We start from the raw sequence: 14965 nt of genomic DNA, 5'->3' as shown, positions 1-14965 counted from the left end.
GTAGGTTCGAATCCTATCGCTCCGACCATTTCTTTCGCAGCGGTGAGGCTCATCAATGCAAGCGCGTATCTACAAACCTTCTAAGAGCGCCATGACGTCTGGCCGGGCCAAGACGAAAACCTGGGTTCTGGAATTTGTCGATAATGATGCAAAGCGTTCTGTTGACCCGTTGATGGGCTGGACCAGTATTGATGATACATCCGGCCAGGTTCGCCTGACCTTCCACACACGGGAACAGGCCATCGATTATGCGCAGAGCCAGGGCATGACCTTCACGGTCGAGCCGACGCATGAGCGCAAACGCCTTGTAAAGTCTTACTCGGCTAATTTTGACGCAGATCGCAAGCAACCCTGGACGCACTAGGGGGCTGCCGGCACAGTCCGGCCCCGTAGCTCAGCTGGATAGAGCACCCGACTTCTAATCGGACGGTCGCAGGTTCGAATCCTGCCGGGGTCGCCATGACTTCATGGCATCTGCTTATTAGGTCACCATCACCCTATTCAGAGCGCGGGATGCACTCACCGGCTTCGTAACGTTTCTTCATCCGGCTTTTCTGAAGGTCGAGGTGTAACAGAACATCTTCCCCGAAATCATATGGAATGAATAACCGAGCCACGACCGGGGAGACGATCGTGACTTGCCGGCTAATGAATGGCGGCTGGGTCACCTTGCGTCCCCCAATTTCAACCTCCACCTTTTCGCCGTTCATCCGCTCCGGATTTTTCTCATAGAAATAAAAGCGGGAATCGATGGTGCAGCGCCACTCCGTCCGCGCGCTGCCATCAGCCGCCTGTACAGTCCGCGCGACAGGTGTGTAGTCGTAGTCCTGAGAGCCAAACCCATACTTGCCACAGGCCTTCAATTGATCCTTGGCGCCGGGGAAATCGTAAAACGCCAAGATGATCGACTCCTTGGCATTCTCCCCGTTCAGGTCTCCGCGATACTCCAGCCAGACCGAACTGGCAGGAGGCGTCGCCGCCAGTTCCTCATCCATGAATTCCAGCTTCTTGTCCGGAAAGAAGGTGATCTGTTGCAGGGTGACATGGCCATTGGCGTCTTCGAAATAGCCTGCCTTGATCTGGTGTGAGTCCCCCATCACACCGGATTCGCAGAAAGGGATGTCCGCCCCCTCTTCGGCAAAAGCGCCTGGCGACATTACGCACAATGCTGCCGGCAGGAGTCCGTAGAATATCTTTATCGCTTGCGTCCCCACGCCAAAAATTCTGCCCGCAGCGACCTAGCTGACTTCCGCGCTGTCCATTTCCTTGGTCAGCTGTTCTTTAAGGTCACGCTTGATGAACTTGCCGCTGGCATTCCGGGGCAGCGCATTCAGGAACCAGATATAGCGAGGCACTTTGTGCTTCGCCATGATCTCGGCGCAATGCGCGCGCAGCTCTTCTGCGGTCAGGCTTTCGCCATCCTTCAGCACGACCGCCGCGCCGACTTCTTCGCCCAGTCGGTCATCCGGAACGCCAAACACGCTACATTCTGCGACAGCGGGATGGCGGTAGAGCGTCGATTCGACTTCCGCGCAGTACACATTCTCGCCGCCGCGCAGCACCATGTCTTTCTTGCGGTCGACTATGTAGATGAAGCCATCCTTGTCGATGCGCGCAATGTCACCGGTGTGCAGCCAGCCATCGGTGATGGCTTCCGCCGTCGCCTCAGGCCGGTTGATGTAGCCCTTGATGACAGATGACCCGCGCACCCACAGCTCGCCCACTTCGCCTTGCGGCACAGCTTCACCAAACTCGTTGACGCATTTTGTCTCGAAGTTTGGCATCGCCGGGCCAGCACTGTCGGGCTTGTCGACGAAGAAGTCTGCGGCCACCGACGTAATGATGCCGCATGTTTCCGTCATGCCATAGCCGGTGTTCGGGCGGGCTGTTGCAACTTGCGAATCGATCTTCTGCACCAGGTCCGGCGGCAATTGCGCCCCACCCCCGCCCAGCGTGGCCAGGGTGGATGTATCAGTCTTTTCAAAGTCCGGATGATTGATCAGTTCCCGCGCCATGACCGGCACACCACTCATCGCGGTGATGCCTTCCCGCTCGATCAGTTTCAGCGCCTCGCCGGCATCCCAGCGATACATCAGCACGATCTTGCCGCCCGCTGCCGTAAGCAGATAGGCCGCGCAATTATTGGCCGTCACATGGAAAAGCGGCGTCGTGATCAGGCCGACTGGCACGGGGGGCTCTTCCGGGGGCTCTTCCCCTGTCGCCCATTGTGTCGCGAGCGCCGTGGAGGCGGATGAGAACATAAGATTGAACAGGTTTGCGACACAGCCGCGATGCGTCAGCTGTGCCCCCTTCGGGAAGCCTGTCGTGCCGGATGTATAGAAGATACAGGCATCGGCATCCGGGTCGACCGTTACAGTTGGCAGATCTCCGCCATGCGCGATCACCTCATCCCACGGCGTCACATCATCCGGCACGTCCGGAAGGCGCACGCCGACAAGCTTGATATCGCCTATGTCTCCAATCGCCCGCACACGCTCCAGACGCTCGGAATCCACGAACAGCACCTTTGGCTCTGAATCCTTCAGGGCGTAGGCCATTTCCTCCGGCGTCCACCAGGCATTCATGCCCACAACCACGATGCCAACCGAGGCGCAGGACCAGTAGATCTGCATCCATTCGGGATAATTGCGCATCGCCACAGCCACACGGTCACCCGGCTTTACCCCCTGCGCGAACATCCAGGCCGCCAGCGCATTCGTCCGCTGGTGCGTTTCGGCATAAGTCAGCGTCTCCTCTTCATAGACCAGGTAGGGACGCTCAGCGTATTGAAGGGTCGACAGCCACAGCTCGCGGATGCTGGGCGGGGCGTTCTTGTAAACGCGCAATGTGTTGCCCAGAACATCGGCTTCAACGATCTCGAAATCGCCGCCTGGCCCTGTCAGTTCCTCACGTGCCTTCAGCAGTTCGGTATAGTGCATGCTTCCTCCGGATACTTTGGCAGGATCATACACAATGACGCCGCGTCAGGAATACCAGACGTGGGGGCAACATGCTGTGGGCAGCTTCAATTCTGTTTACGAAACCCAGCATCTGCTATGACTACAACACCATATGTGCGCATCATGCCGCACATGACAGCATTTTCAGAACAGGCTGCCAGTGCTAACAGCCCGCCCATGTTGTCAGGGCTACACGCTGCGACAGCGCGCATTCTGGCGATGCTGGCCATCAGTCTGCTGGGGCTCCAGCCAGGCGCAATGTCCTATGGCCAGGCCCGGGGACTGGATTTTTCCAGCTTTTATTGCGGTCCGTCCGGCGAAGCCCCCAACACCGCCGTCACCAAGACCCTGTCGAAGATTGCCAAGCTGGCAGATGGGAAACAACCCGGTTCACCTTCCCAGTCAAAGCACTGCCCGCTTTGCGTCATGGCGCATGGGGTTGTTCTTCCGACCCTCAGCCTTCCCGCAGCACTGGTGCATTTTGGTCCACACTTTGTAGCAGTTCGCTACGAGCCCTGCTTTTCCCGTCATTCGCATGGGCCGCCGCTCGGCTCGCGCGCGCCTCCCTCACACATCTGAACGCACGTGCCACTGTTCCGCCTGGCGGAACACCTTGAGCTGCGCCCTGGCGCGGCATGCCTCCCCTTGTGTGAGATACAAATGAAACAACTTCAAACCCTGCTACTGGCAGGCACTTCGCTTGCGGCCCTTGCCGCTACAAACTGCAACACCGCTTCCGCTCAGGAGGCAGACCCGGATCCGGACGCCGTCCAGCAAACCGTTATCGTAACCGGTAGCCGGATCATCCGGGATGATTTGACATCAGTTGGCCCGATGTCGATCTATGATGCAACCCAGATCGACAATCTCGGCATCACCAATGTTGAAACGCTGCTACAGCGCGCGCCTTTCTCTGCCGGCTTTGCCGGTAACGCCAATTCAGCCTATTGGGTCGGGGGCGGCTGGGGCACCGCGCAGGTCAATCTGCGCGGTCTAGGCGTGAACCGCACGCTCGTCCTACTCAACGGACGCCGAGTCGTCGCTGGCGGGTCAGGTGCCAATGACTCTGTTGACCTGAACATGATCCCTATCTCGATCCTCAACCAGGTCGAAGTCCTCAAAGACGGCGCGTCGGCCGTCTATGGGGCCGACGCGGTGGCAGGGGTTGTGAACCTGATCACCAAGGATACCTTTGATGGCCTGCAGATTGAGGGCAAATATGGCATCACCGGCGAAGGGGACGGCGAAGAATACCTGCTGGACCTGACATGGGGCGTCAGCAATGATCGCGGTAGCCTGGCGCTAAACATGAACTATCAGGACAGTCAGGCCGCGCCCCTGTCGCCCCGCGCCCCCTGTTCTGTAGCGGACCTTGATGGAAACGGCAGCCTGGAGTGCACCCCCGGCAGCTCCTCCACCGCGGGCGGTCGCGCCGTGTTGCCAAATGGCGATCAGATCAATTTCATTGGCGGGGATGTCTACGAGCCATTCGACATCCAGAAGCATGGCTTCAATTTCAATCCCTATTTCAACGCCTCGAACCCTCTTAAACGCCTCAGCTTAAGCGCCTTCGGGAGCTACCGGCTGAACGATACCACAAATTTGTTCTCGGAAGCGCTGTTCAACTGGCGTAATTCCACGCAACCGGCATCACCTGCGACCCTGAAGAATATAGCTATATCCGCGTCCCATCCCGCAAACCCGACGGGAGAGGACATTGTCGTTCTCAGTCGCCGCACGACAGAATTCGGCGCGCGCACATTTGAGCAGGATGTTGAAACCTGGCGCATCGTCGCCGGGCTTGAAGGGGAGTTCGGCTCAGGCTGGCACTATGATGTTGCGCTCAATTGGGGTCGCAATACCGCCACCGATGCCCTTCTCAACAACATCAATACGCGCCGCTTTGCCGAAACCCTGAATCCAGACCTTTGCGGATCGAATGGCATCCCGTGCGCCGATATTCTCGGTGAGGGAGACCTGACGAAAGAGATTGGCGACTATATCCTCGTCAATCAGAGAAGCACTGGCGGCAATGAGCAACGCAGCCTGACCAGCAATCTCACGGGCCAGGTATTTGACTTGCCTGCGGGCACGGCCGGAATCGCGGTCGGCTTTGAACTGCGCGAGGATGAAGGCTGGCTGGAACCGGATGCCCTGCTCGCCTCTGGCGGTGCACTTGGCAACGCGCAGACCCCCATCCGGGGCAGGATAAAGGCGAGCGAGATTTACGGCGAAATCAATTTGCCTCTTTTAAAAGATGCCGCCTTTGCAAAGGCGCTCGATCTGGATGCGGCTGTTCGCTATTCCGATTACCACCTGTTCGGCGGAGACACAAACTACAAGCTGGGCCTCAACTGGCAGATTGTGCCATCCTTCAAGTTGCGGGGTACATGGTCCACCGCTTTCCGTGTACCGAGCGTGCGGGAATTGTTTTCCGGGGTAAACGAAGCGCAACTTCCCACGCAAGACCCGTGTTCCAATTACGTAGATCTCGACCCGTCCAGCACAATCTATAAGAACTGCCAGGCGGCAGGTGTTCCGCTCAATTTTGAACAATTCGGCTCTATTATCCTGACAGACCAAGGCGGCAATCCGGACCTGCAACCGGAAACCTCGAAAACCTTCACCTTGGGCCTTGTTGCAAAACCTGACTTGGTCCCTGGCCTGTCTCTCACTCTCGACTATTTCGATATTGAGATTGAAGACGCGATCCGGCAGACCTCCGGCTCGGCAAAGCTGGCAAGCTGCTACACAACGCCGGGCTTCAGCCATCCTTTCTGTGCCAGCAGGCACCATACACGCAACCCACTGACGGGCGAGGTGAACTTCCTGTCGGCGCAAAGCTCCAACACAGGTGACGAGACTATGCGCGGCATTGATTTCGGCGCGTCCCACACAGGCGAACTCGGCCAGCTGAACAGCCATGTCCAGTTGCAGACGACCTACCTGATCGACTATGAAACGGTGGCCTTCGACGGGGCAGACCCGTTTGAGTATGTCGGCGGGGTTGGCTGCTGCGAAGGGGGCTATCCGGAATGGCGAGGTCAGGCCAGTTGGACGCTATCGTCTGACTGCTGGGGCGTGACCTGGAATGCCCAATATATTGGCGAAGCGACAGACCTCTACGGAGATCCTGAAGGCGTCGGTTACAATATTGATCCTGTAGTTTATCATAACGTACAAGGACGGTATCGCCTGTCAGACACGGCAGAACTGGGCTTTGGCATCGACAATCTGTTCGATGAGAAAGCGCCATATGTTCAGTCTTGGTCCGATGGCAATACCGACACGATGACCTATTCACTGCTCGGTCGCTTCTTCTATATGCGGGCGACGCTGAACTATTAGGCCCAACACGCTTCCGGCGGCATATACTGCCGGAAGCGACCTTTCAGGACAGATACGATGATCATTCTGCGATGGGCCGTTCGGGTCCACAAATGGCTGGCCCTTCTGATAGGCCTTCAGGTCTTTCTCTGGCTGCTTGGCGGGCTGGTGATGAGCGCGCTGCCGATTGAACGGGTGCGCAGCGAGCATAACATTGCTGAGCATCCAGCCTTGGAACTATCGCCTGCCAGCCTGATCTCACTGCAGCAGGCGACTGACGCGGCTGGCCTCGCCGTGATTGATGAGGCAACACTTGGCGGGCTGGCCGGCGCGCCCGTCTGGCGGCTGAAGAGTGGCACGCAGACGGTTCTGGTCTCTGCTGAGGATGGCACACGGCTGACGCCCCTGCCTGAGCAGCTTGCCCGCACAATTGCCGAGGATGATTTTGCGCCCGACATCCCGGTGAAAAGCGTCCAGCTTATGGAAAAGCCGCCTTCGGAATATGGACCAGGAGGCCCTGTCTGGCAGATTGTCTTTCAGGACAAGGAAGACACGCGGCTCTATGTCGATCCTGAGAGCGGGATTGTTCGTGCCAGGCGGTCATCTACCTGGCGGCTGTTTGACTTCTTCTGGCGCCTGCATGTGATGGACTATGATGATGGGGCGGATTTCAACCATCCCCTGCTCATCGCATCTGCTCTTCTGGGCGTTCTGGTGTCTGTCGCCGGACTGGTGATCCTGTTCTTCCGAATGCGGCGCTTTCTTCAGATCAGGGCTGTCAGGAAAATCCGATGACTCCTGTAGACTAGCCTGCCGCGCGGGTCTGTCCCGCATGCAGGGCGCAGATCAGGGTGAAGAGGCGGCGGGCCGTCTGGAAATCGACCTCCACCTTGCCTTCCAGGCGCTCAGCCAACAATTCGGAGCCTTCATTGTGAATCCCGCGCCGCGCCATGTCGATCGCCTCGATCTGGTGCGGCGTCTGCGTGCGTATGGCATCGTAATAGCTGTCGCAGATCATGAAGTAATCGCGAATCACCCCCCGGAACGGCCCCAGGGACAGGATGAAGGTGTGCACTTCATGGCCCGTCTCATCACGCACGGCAAAGACGAGACGACGCTCTATCTTTGACAGAACAAGCAGATAAGGCCCCTCATCCTTCTCGATCAGTTTGAAGGAATTGCTTTCCAGCAGATCAAAGATCGCAACGCGCCGCTCATGCTCTGCATCGGGGCCGGAAGCGCCCAGCGTCTCATCGTCGATCTCGACACCGATGAGTCTGTCATTGCTCATCAGTCCGGTTCCCTGTTGGACCGGATCGACACAGACCGCGCATGGGCCGGCAGGCGTTCCGCCTCAGCCAGGCGCAGGGCCGCTGGCGCAAGTGCGGCGAAACCCTCAGGGCTCGCGCGCTGGACACTCATACGCTTCAAAAAATCATACAGGCCAAGCCCCGAAGAGAACCGGGCCGCCCGGCTGGTCGGCAGAACGTGGTTGGAGCCCGTTACATAATCGCCCAGCGCTTCGGGTGTGTGGTGCCCCAGAAACACCGCACCGGCATGGCGGATGCTCGGCAACAGGGCATCTGGATCGGCAATTGCCAGCTCAAGGTGCTCGGGTGCGATCTGGTTCGCAATGTTCGCGGCAGTGGCAAGGTCAGGCGCATCGACAATAGCGCCGTGTGCACTCCAGCTCTCGGCTGCGCGCTCGCCCGTGGAGAGAGATTTCAACTGACTTTCCACCGACTTATCCACAGCCTTGCCCACAGACTTGTCCACGGTGATCAGAATGGATTGAGACGAGGGGTCATGCTCTGCCTGGGACAGCAGGTCAGCGGCGATCCAGTCCGGGTTTGCCGTTTCATCCGCGATCACGAGAATCTCTGACGGGCCCGCAATTGTATCGATGCCGACGCGTCCGAAAACCTGACGTTTAGCCTCTGCGACAAAAGCGTTGCCGGGACCGACAATCTTGTCTACCGGCGCAAGGCTAGACGTTCCAAACGCCAACGCACCAACCGCCTGCGCGCCGCCAATCGGGTAGAACTCATCCACGCCAGCCTTCACGGCGGCATAGGCAACCGCAGGGGCCAATTGCCCCTCCGGCGCGGGCGCGACCATGACAATCCGTTCCACACCGGCAATCTTTGCAGGCACGACATTCATCAGAACCGATGACGGATAGCTTGCCCGGCCGCCTGGCACGTAAACGCCGACGCTTTCCAGCGCCGTCCAGCGCCATCCGAGTTGCACACCGGCATCGTCGGTAAAGCTGTGGTCATTTGGCCTCTGCGCCGTGTGATAGGCCGCGATCCGGTCATGTGCATAATCAATGGCATCGCGCAGATCCTGCGGGCATTGCGCGGCCAGAAGGTGAAGATTCACATTGTCCGATTGCAGCGTCGCAGGATCGATCTGCAGCTTGTCGAACTTGACGGTATATTCGGCCACCGCTTCGCCGCCGCGCGCCTGAACATCTCTCAAGATGCCTGACACGATATCTGCCACATCATGCCCTGTGCCGCGCTCTTCCTTCAGGAAGGCGGCAAACTCGCTTTCGAAAGCGGCGCGTGAGGCATCAAAGTGGCGGACCATGATCTATCTCCGGCGCCGCTCATGATTTGGCAGGTGGCGCGTGGGCCACACATAGTCACTATCCAGCAGAGTTGCATCCAGTACTTCGACGTCGAGTGCAATTTCGCCATCGCCTGCGAACAGCAATGTCACGGTTCCGCCTGGCGGTTCCTGAGATGGCGTGAAGGTAACCTGCAACAGCGACAGGATCATTTCCGGGTCAGCCTTGTTCACGGCGCGAGTTTTCACCTTCAGCACGCCATCAAAGGCCAGCAGAGACCGGATGCGCTCGCCTTCCTTGGCGCGCTTGCCCTGGCTTTCCCAGCGATAGCGGTTCAGTTCCAGCGTGAACCGCCTGTGGCGGGACTCGTAATTCAGGTTTTCCGCCTTGACGACGCTATCCTGAATGGCCGCTGAAATGACTTCCAGATCCTCGACACTTTCGGCGAGGAGGCGAAGTGGTTTTACATCAGCCATAACAGCCCCTTGAATAATCTATTCGTCTTCTCCCGACCGGCGCTCAATGCTTGCACCACAGGCGTTAAGCTTCTCTTCCAGTCGCTCGAACCCCCGGTCCAGGTGATAAATACGGTTCACCACAGTCTCCCCCTCCGCGGCAAGCCCCGCAATCACCAGAGAGACGGACGCGCGCAGGTCTGTTGCCATGACAGGTGCGCCGGTCAATTGCGGAACACCTTTCACAATGGCCTCCTGCCCGCGCACCAGAATGTCCGCGCCCAGCCGCTGCAGCTCTGGCGCGTGCATGAATCGGTTCTCGAAAATGGTTTCACGAATGATGCTCGTGCCGTCCGCCAGGCTCATCAGGGCCATGAACTGGGCCTGCAGATCTGTTGGGAAGCCCGGATGCGGCTGGGTCGAGACATTGATGGATTTCAGCCGTGTGCCATTGCGCACGATGCGTAACGTATTGGCCTCCTCGTCTGCCTCCACCGTCACGCCAGCTTCTCTAAGCTTGGAGATCATCGCGCCCAGCGCAGCCACAGGTGCGCCTTCCAGCGTAACATCCCCGCCCGCCGCCGCCGCGGCCATGGCATAGGTGCCCGCCTCAATCCGGTCCGGCATCACGGCATGAGTCGTGCCGTTCAGCTTCTCAACGCCCTGAATGCGGATCTTTGACGTGCCCGCGCCGGTGATTTTCGCGCCCATGGCGTTGAGGCAGTCGGCCAGATCCTCGATTTCAGGCTCCCGCGCAGCATTCTCCAGCACGGTTTCGCCCTCGGCCAGGGTCGCCGTCAGCATGGCATGCTCTGTCGCGCCGACACTCGGCATGGAGAAATTGATATGCGCGCCCTTCAGCCCATGAATGGCCGCTGCCTTCACATAGCCTTGCTCGACGCGCAGGTCCGCGCCCATGGCTTCCAGCGCCTGAAGGTGCAAATCCACCGGACGCGCGCCGATTGCGCACCCGCCTGGCAGGGACACTGTCGCATGGCCCGAACGGGCAATCAGCGGGCCCAGCACGTTGAAGCTGGCACGCATCTTCCGCACCTGATCATAAGGGGCGATTGTGCTTTTCAGCTCCGCTCCGTTCAAGTGACAGGTAGATTCGCCCTTAGGCCAATAGACTTCCACGCCCAACGTTTCCAACAGCTGCGCCAGAAAGCGCGTATCTGCCAGGCTGGGCATATTGGTCAGCGTGATTGGCTGGTCCGTCAGCAGGCAAGCGACCATCAGCTTCAGCGCAGAATTCTTCGCGCCGGATACCGGAATGCGGCCGTTCAGGTGAGCGCCGCCCTTGATGTGCAATCTATCCATGGGAGAGGCTTATACAGCGCTTCGCGGCTTTGAAAGGGCCTGAATGTGGCAGGGACTGTACGATTTTATGCAAAGCTTACTTATGCTTAGCGTCGGCAAGCAGGGTTTAGCGCCAGGACGTCGTGAGACGGCTACATTCATCTGACGTCAGCTATCGTGTTTCTTGCCCTTGCTTTCACTGGACTGGGCATCCTTCGCCTTGCGATTGGCCGCTTTCCTGCGCCTCAGATTTGCCCGCAATGCCTCCGCCCGGCGGGCGGCTTTGTCGTCTGCTATGCTCTTGTCTGTCATATAAGGTGTATTTCGCGCTGAAACGGTCTTTTCATGTCCGGCTTCATAAGCTAAAGCCCGCTTTCTGTTTCTGCAACGCCGCGGTAGCTCAGTGGTAGAGCGCATCATTGGTAATGATGAGGCCGGGAGTTCAATTCTCCCTCGCGGCACCAGCCCTTCAATAAATCTCAGTATGGGGGCACGAAACAGCTATCTAACCTTTCGGCTACGTTCCAGGACAGGGCGGTTGCCTTTGGCATCCAGCATACCATTCTTCGGGGCACCTTTCTGGGCCCCATCAACCTGCCCGTCATGTGACGTTCGAGTGTCGAGATGTTCATGGCCGACTTCTGTTTCGGATTGACTCTTCTGCTTTAGCGCACGCCGGGTTTCTTCTACCTGAGCGGCTTCAGTGTTGTTGGACTTCTCCATGGTTTGTCTCCCATATATGGGGTTAAAGCAGGATGCTTGCCTGCTCATATATAACGCCATGGCCGGAAGACAGTTCCGGTCTTACTTTCAGGCCAGCGTCTTGCGCAGGGCCGTTGCCCAGCCCTGGCGCAGTCTGGCAGACATCGCGGCTTCCATCTTCGGCTCGAACGTGGTGCCGGGTACGTCACGCTCTGCCCAGTCTTCCGGGTTTAGCCAGCCGAGCTGGATCGCGGCCAGGGCAGCCGCACCGAGGGCCGTCATCTCGCGATAGTCAGGCCGCAGAATCGGCCGCTCGCAAATATCCGCGATGAATTGCATCAGCCAGTCATTCGCCACCATGCCGCCATCGACGCGCAGTTCCTTGATCGCGACACCATCTGCCTCAAATGCATCCAACAGGTCACGCGTCTGATAGGCGACGGATTCGAGGCCCGCGCGCACCAGATGCTCCGCCGTCGTCGCACGCGTGATGCCGGTAATCGTGCCGCGCGCATCCGCCGCCCAGTGCGGCGCGCCGAGGCCGGTAAAGGCCGGCACGATATAGACTCCGCCATTATTGCTGAGCCCGGCGGCGATCTCTTCGGTTTCGCCAGCATCGGAGACAAGGCGCAGATCATCGCGCAGCCATTGCACAATCGTGCCTGCATTGAAGATCGAGCCTTCCAAGGCCATCGCGCCCTTGCCGGCACCTTCATAACCGACCGTTCCGAGAAGACGATTAGACGAATGCGGACGATCGGTTCCGGAATTCGCCACAAGGAACGCCCCCGTGCCATAGGTGATCTTCGCCGTTCCCGGGAGAATACAGGCCTGCCCGACCAGTGCAGATTGCTGGTCGCCTGCCGCGGAGAGGATCGGCAGCGCCTTGCCAAACAGGCTTTCTTCACTGGTGCCGAAATCATCCGCATTCTGCCGTATCTCTGGCAGCATGGATGCCGGCACCCCAAACAGCGCGCACATGGCTTCGCTCCAGCCGCCATCTTCGCCGAGACCCAGGCGATAGAGTAGCGTACGCGAAGCATTGGTCACATCGGTCACGTGAGATGCGCCGCCTGTCATCTTCCAGATCAGGAAGCTCTCCACCGTGCCAAAGGCCAGTTCGCCCATCTCTGCCCGCGCACGGGCACCGTCCACATTGTCCAGAACCCAGCCGATTTTCGTACCGGAGAAATAGGGATCGATGAGCAGGCCCGTTTCCGCCTGCACAGCGGGCTCATACCCGTCTGCTTTCATCCGGTCACAGATGTCTGCCGTCCGCCGGTCCTGCCAGATGATGGCCGGGGCGAGGGGCTTGCCACTTGTCTTGTCCCAGACCAGCGTTGTCTCGCGCTGGTTGGTGATGCCGATGCCGGCGATCTTCTCCACACCGCCCGCCTGCTCAATCGCATCGCGGCAGACGTCCAGCGTCTTCTGCCAGATCTCCTCGCCATCCTGTTCCACCCAGCCATCATTAGGATAGGTCAGCGGCACTTCCTTCTGGGCAACCGCGACCTGCTCCAGATCGCGGTCAAACACGATGGCCCGTGTCGAAGTCGTCCCTTCATCAATGACGAGAATATAGTCGCCCATGCATGTATCCTGCCCTTTGCCTGTTTCGGGCAGGATGGACCGGGCGGCCTCATCTGGTCAACGCGCCATGCGCTTTGTCCCGCGATCCCCAAACCACCAGAGCGTGGCCGCCGTTGCGGCAAAACTCGCCGTCTCGACGATCCTGGCCTGTTCCGGCTCCGGCGCGCCCGTATAGACGAGCCAGGTGATCAGCCAGAGCAGAAGGGTCAGTACAGGCCGGGTCAGTGCCCGCACGGCATTCACCCAGGCATAGGAGTCGCCAATCGCGGCCTCGGCCTCAATGGATGCGGCGAGGCCCTTCCAGCTGCCCGCCGTCTCGGCCTGTCGCACATCGGCTTCGGCGGCGTCTCGGCGCGCCTCCATCTGCAGGGTGACCAACTGGGCTTCATGCTGCCAGCGCACCTGCTCATGGGCTTGCGCCTGACTCTGCTCGAAATAGCCTGCGACCCGGCCGATCACTGTGCCGATCAGACCGAACACGCCGCCCCCGGCTGCACTGGCCGCCAGGCTGATTACCTCTCCCATAGCGCTTTGCTCCCCGAATAATACCAGCGGGCAGGTTTGCTGCGCCGGTCCAGATGAAGAAAATGACGGCCAAGGCCGATGCCGGTGAAGCCGCCCTGCTGTGCCGCCGCCAGCAGCGCAAAACGGTCATGCCAGGCCAGCGCAATATCGACGGCAATCTGCCTGTGCATAGAATGCGCGGCCCCGCCGACATGCGTATTCCATAGCGCGCAGCGATGCCCGGAATTGATGACCAGCGGCTGGCCGACCGCCGCACGCAAAGCCTCCAGCACATCCAGAAACTCCGGATCGTGCCAGTACTCGCCACCGCACAGCCGCCCACCGCATTTGCAGGACAGCTCTTGTGGAGAGAAATGCGGCCACCGCCAGCCGCTTGTATCGAACAGGGTGAAAGATCGTATCAGCATGAGCGCAAGGCTGACACGGGGCCGACCCTGCCGGATTCGATTTGGAGCGAAATGCAAAAGACCCCTAAAATCACTCGGACTTCAGGGGCCATCCAGCATCAGATGCAGGGGATAAATCAGACCATTTGCGCAGGGATCGGCTTCGGAGAGAAGCCTTTGCCCTCTGCCAGCGCGGCGCGCGCCTCATCATATTCACGCTTCAGCTTGGCGACATAGTCTGCCGTCGGCATACGCTTCTGGATGGCGCCGATGCCTTGACCGCAGCCCCAGATGTCTTTCCAGGCCTTGGCTTCCTGATTGCCGCCTGAGCCGAAATTCATCTTGCTTGGATCGCTCTCCGGCAGATTGTTCGGGTCAAGCCCCGCACGGGAAATCGACGGCGCCAGATAGTTGCCGTGCACGCCGGTGAAGAGGTTCGAGTAGACGATGTCGCCCGCCTTGGAGTCGACGATCATGTCCTTGTAACCATCGACCGCATTTGCTTCGTCACAGGAGATGAAGGCAGAGCCCATATAGGCAAGGTCTGCGCCCATGGCCTGGGCTGCTGCGATGGCACCGCCATTTGCGATGGAGCCGGACAGCGCCAACGGTCCGTCAAAGAACTGGCGAATCTCCTGAATCAGCGCGAAAGGTGACAGCGTGCCGGCATGGCCGCCAGCGCCCGTGCAAACCGCGATCAGGCCGTCCGCGCCTTTTTCCAGCGCCTTGTGCGCGAAGACGACATTGATGATGTCATGCAGCACGATACCGCCATAGGAATGGATCGCATCATTCACTTCCTGACGCGCGCCCAGCGACGTGATCACGATCGGCACCTTGTACTTCACACACATCTCGACATCATGATCGAGACGGTTGTTAGTCTTGTGGACAATCTGGTTCACCGCGAATGGCGCAGCGGGCTGGTCAGGATTCTTCTCATTGTACTCGGCAAGCTCTGTGGTGATCCGGTCGAGCCATTCGTCCAGCACATGTTCCGGGCGCGCATTCAATGCGGGAAAGCTGCCGACCACGCCAGCCTTGCATTGGGCGATCACGAGATCCGGATTGGAAATGATGAACAGCGGAGACCCGATGACGGGCAAGCGCATGTTCTGAAGAATGGGGGGCAGTGCCATGAGAGAATAC

At 59.1% G+C, this 14965-nt stretch carries 16 protein-coding genes and 2 tRNA genes; 6 read left to right on the top strand and 12 right to left on the bottom strand.

All coding sequences use genetic code 11. From position 1 onward, the window contains the following. Positions 1-55: 55 nt before the first annotated feature. Positions 56-364 carry an ETC complex I subunit gene (locus tag HY2_RS07240; RefSeq protein ID WP_034826162.1) on the top strand — a complete coding sequence of 103 codons (309 nt, stop codon included), beginning with the start codon at positions 56-58 and terminating at the stop codon, positions 362-364. A gap of 19 nt (positions 365-383) precedes the next feature. Beyond that, a tRNA-Arg gene (locus tag HY2_RS07235) sits at positions 384-460 on the top strand. A 37-nt stretch (positions 461-497) separates the two neighbouring features. Here the strand turns inward: HY2_RS07235 and HY2_RS07230 are convergent. Further along, on the bottom strand, positions 498-1157 hold the full coding sequence (locus HY2_RS07230; RefSeq protein WP_034826161.1) for a hypothetical protein: 660 nt from the start codon (positions 1155-1157) through the stop codon (positions 498-500). A gap of 81 nt (positions 1158-1238) precedes the next feature. Next, positions 1239-2939, bottom strand: a complete 1701-nt coding sequence (locus HY2_RS07225) for a class I adenylate-forming enzyme family protein (protein ID WP_034826160.1) — start codon at positions 2937-2939, stop codon at positions 1239-1241. 117 nt (positions 2940-3056) lie between these two features. Here HY2_RS07225 and HY2_RS07220 point away from each other — a divergent pair, with 117 nt between their 5' ends. The 3 genes from HY2_RS07220 to HY2_RS07210 all read left to right on the top strand — a co-directional run bounded on the left by HY2_RS07220 (position 3057) and on the right by HY2_RS07210 (position 7082). Continuing rightward, the gene (locus HY2_RS07220; RefSeq protein ID WP_112061895.1) at positions 3057-3539 is read left to right on the top strand and encodes a DUF2946 family protein; all 483 of its coding nucleotides are present in this window, start codon (positions 3057-3059) and stop codon (positions 3537-3539) included. An 81-nt stretch (positions 3540-3620) separates the two neighbouring features. Next, positions 3621-6308, top strand: coding sequence for a TonB-dependent receptor (locus HY2_RS07215; RefSeq protein ID WP_034826158.1), 2688 nt, complete (start codon positions 3621-3623; stop codon positions 6306-6308). A 57-nt stretch (positions 6309-6365) separates the two neighbouring features. Continuing rightward, positions 6366-7082: a PepSY domain-containing protein gene (locus HY2_RS07210; protein WP_034826157.1), complete on the top strand. Its 717-nt coding sequence runs from the start codon at positions 6366-6368 to the stop codon at positions 7080-7082. 10 nt (positions 7083-7092) lie between these two features. On the opposite strand, the gene HY2_RS07205 is transcribed toward HY2_RS07210, so the two are convergent. The 5 genes from HY2_RS07205 to HY2_RS17550 all read right to left on the bottom strand — a co-directional run bounded on the left by HY2_RS07205 (position 7093) and on the right by HY2_RS17550 (position 10925). Then, a complete protein-coding gene (locus HY2_RS07205; protein WP_034826156.1) occupies positions 7093-7578 on the bottom strand; it encodes a UPF0262 family protein in 486 nt (161 codons plus the stop codon). Then, the gene (hisD, locus tag HY2_RS07200) at positions 7578-8879 is read right to left on the bottom strand and encodes a histidinol dehydrogenase (protein ID WP_034826155.1); all 1302 of its coding nucleotides are present in this window, start codon (positions 8877-8879) and stop codon (positions 7578-7580) included. Before hisD ends, HY2_RS07205 begins: the two co-directional genes overlap by 1 nt. Positions 8880-8882: 3 nt before the next feature. Further along, the gene (locus HY2_RS07195; protein ID WP_051594822.1) at positions 8883-9335 is read right to left on the bottom strand and encodes a DUF2948 family protein; all 453 of its coding nucleotides are present in this window, start codon (positions 9333-9335) and stop codon (positions 8883-8885) included. Between the two features lie 18 nt (positions 9336-9353). Beyond that, complete coding sequence (gene murA, locus HY2_RS07190) at positions 9354-10634, bottom strand: UDP-N-acetylglucosamine 1-carboxyvinyltransferase (protein WP_034826151.1); 1281 nt, start codon at positions 10632-10634, stop codon at positions 9354-9356. A 147-nt stretch (positions 10635-10781) separates the two neighbouring features. After that, the gene (locus tag HY2_RS17550; protein WP_199285697.1) at positions 10782-10925 is read right to left on the bottom strand and encodes a hypothetical protein; all 144 of its coding nucleotides are present in this window, start codon (positions 10923-10925) and stop codon (positions 10782-10784) included. 77 nt (positions 10926-11002) lie between these two features. Between HY2_RS17550 and HY2_RS07185 the strand changes: the two genes are divergently transcribed. After that, positions 11003-11077, top strand: a tRNA-Thr gene (locus tag HY2_RS07185). A gap of 37 nt (positions 11078-11114) precedes the next feature. Here the strand turns inward: HY2_RS07185 and HY2_RS07180 are convergent. The 5 genes from HY2_RS07180 to HY2_RS07160 form a co-directional block, all read right to left on the bottom strand. Further along, a complete protein-coding gene (locus HY2_RS07180) occupies positions 11115-11336 on the bottom strand; it encodes a hypothetical protein (protein ID WP_034826149.1) in 222 nt (73 codons plus the stop codon). An 87-nt stretch (positions 11337-11423) separates the two neighbouring features. Further along, positions 11424-12905, bottom strand: a complete 1482-nt coding sequence (gene glpK, locus HY2_RS07175) for a glycerol kinase GlpK (protein ID WP_034826147.1) — start codon at positions 12903-12905, stop codon at positions 11424-11426. A 57-nt stretch (positions 12906-12962) separates the two neighbouring features. After that, entirely contained in the window at positions 12963-13430 is a 468-nt protein-coding gene (locus HY2_RS07170) for a hypothetical protein (protein WP_034826145.1), read from the bottom strand. Next, entirely contained in the window at positions 13418-13837 is a 420-nt protein-coding gene (locus HY2_RS07165) for a D-Ala-D-Ala carboxypeptidase family metallohydrolase (protein WP_034826143.1), read from the bottom strand. Before HY2_RS07165 ends, HY2_RS07170 begins: the two co-directional genes overlap by 13 nt. A 116-nt stretch (positions 13838-13953) precedes the next feature. Continuing rightward, positions 13954-14955 (bottom strand): NAD(P)H-dependent flavin oxidoreductase, encoded by a 1002-nt coding sequence (locus tag HY2_RS07160; protein ID WP_034826141.1) that lies wholly within the window; start codon positions 14953-14955, stop codon positions 13954-13956. Between the last annotated feature and the right edge of the window lie 10 nt (positions 14956-14965).

Origin of the sequence: Hyphomonas pacifica, from assembly GCF_000682675.1 — a bacterium.
GTDB classification, from domain to species: Bacteria; Pseudomonadota; Alphaproteobacteria; order Caulobacterales; family Hyphomonadaceae; genus Hyphomonas; species Hyphomonas pacifica.
The sequence above is the reverse complement of the archived record's forward strand: the minus strand, read 5'-3'. Positions and strand labels throughout refer to the sequence as shown.